Genomic DNA, 1383 nt, shown 5'->3' with positions numbered 1-1383 from the left:
TCCGCTGCGCCATATTTAAAACTTAAGCTTTGCACAAGTTTCGCCTCAAACATTAGCTTGTTTGGGGTTTTTTTGTGGGTGTTAATCTAGTAAGCTCATACTCAATAATACTTTTATAATGGATAAGACATGGACGACAATACAATAGCTAGGCAGCCTCTAGGATACTTTCCAACGCCACTGATCGAATTGACTCGACTAAGTAAAAAGCTGGGCGGTCCCAAAATCTTTATGAAACGCGATGACAATACAGGACTGGCGCTCGGCGGTAACAAGACGCGTAAGCTTGAATACATCATGGGTGATGCTCTAAAGCAGGGCGCTGATACGGTGATTACCGCGGGTGCCGCACAGTCCAACCACTGTCGTCAGACGGCAGGAGCGGCGGCGAGTTTAGGTCTTGAGTGTCATTTGGTACTAGGCGGCAAAGAGCCAGAACAGGCTGGCGGTAACTTGCTACTCGATAAAATATTTGGCTGTCATATCCACTGGGCAGGCGCTAATCGCAAGGGTGAGGATATTCCTGCACTCGTTGATCAATTAAAGGCAGAGGGTAAAAAACCTTACGTTATCCCGTATGGTGGCTCGAACGAGCTTGGCGCTACTGCTTTTGTACAAGCATTTAAAGAGATGGAGACGCAGCGCCAAAGTATGGATGTGACCTTTACTCACATAGTCTTTGCTTCAAGCTCTGGGGCGACTCATGCAGGACTCATGATAGGCAATAAAATGATTGGTAGCGACTGTCAGATTATCGGTATTAACATCGATAAAGGGGAGATGGATAAAGTCCCTTTTGATCAGCACATTATTAATCTAGCCAATAGCACAGCAAAGTTGATAGAGGCTGATATTAGCTTTTCAGATAATGATTTAATCTTAAACTCTGATTATGTTGGTGAAGGGTATGGCGTGGTTGGCGCATTGGAGAACGAAGCTATCGAGATGACTGCGCAGATTGAGGGCATTTTGTTAGACCCTGTGTACACGGGCCGTGCTATGGGCGGGCTAATTGATATGATACGCACAGGTCAGATAAAACCCAGCGATAGCGTATTGTTCTGGCATACAGGCGGCGCGCCTGCGCTATTTGCTTACTCAGATGATTTGGACGCTGCACAAAAGGGTTAATTCACAACGAGCGACTCATTCAACGCTTGATGACTTACCTCAAACCAAACGTGGTTTGAGGTTTTTTAATATCTAAAGGCATAAATTGTTCAATTAGAATCAGTAAAGTCCTGTTATTTAATAAGTCTAAAATCTCAGCTTATAGTCGGCCTTTACTATATAGTGGATATTGAACTTAGTTAAGAGAGCATTTTATGAAGCGCGCTGATCAACTACAACCGCTATCTCGCCAGCATCATCTGGGTCTTAACT

1 protein-coding gene is annotated in these 1383 nt (G+C 44.5%); it reads left to right on the top strand.

The features are described 5' to 3' along the window. Nucleotides 1-129: 129 nt before the first annotated feature. Nucleotides 130-1131 (top strand): D-cysteine desulfhydrase family protein, encoded by a 1002-nt coding sequence (locus ACTXGO_RS13810; protein WP_435950543.1) that lies wholly within the window; start codon nt 130-132, stop codon nt 1129-1131. The last annotated feature ends 252 nt before the right edge of the window (nt 1132-1383 follow it).

This window comes from Psychrobacter sp. T6-1 (assembly GCF_052258445.1).
Note: the sequence above shows the minus strand (reverse complement) of the source record. Positions and strands in the feature narration are given on the sequence as shown.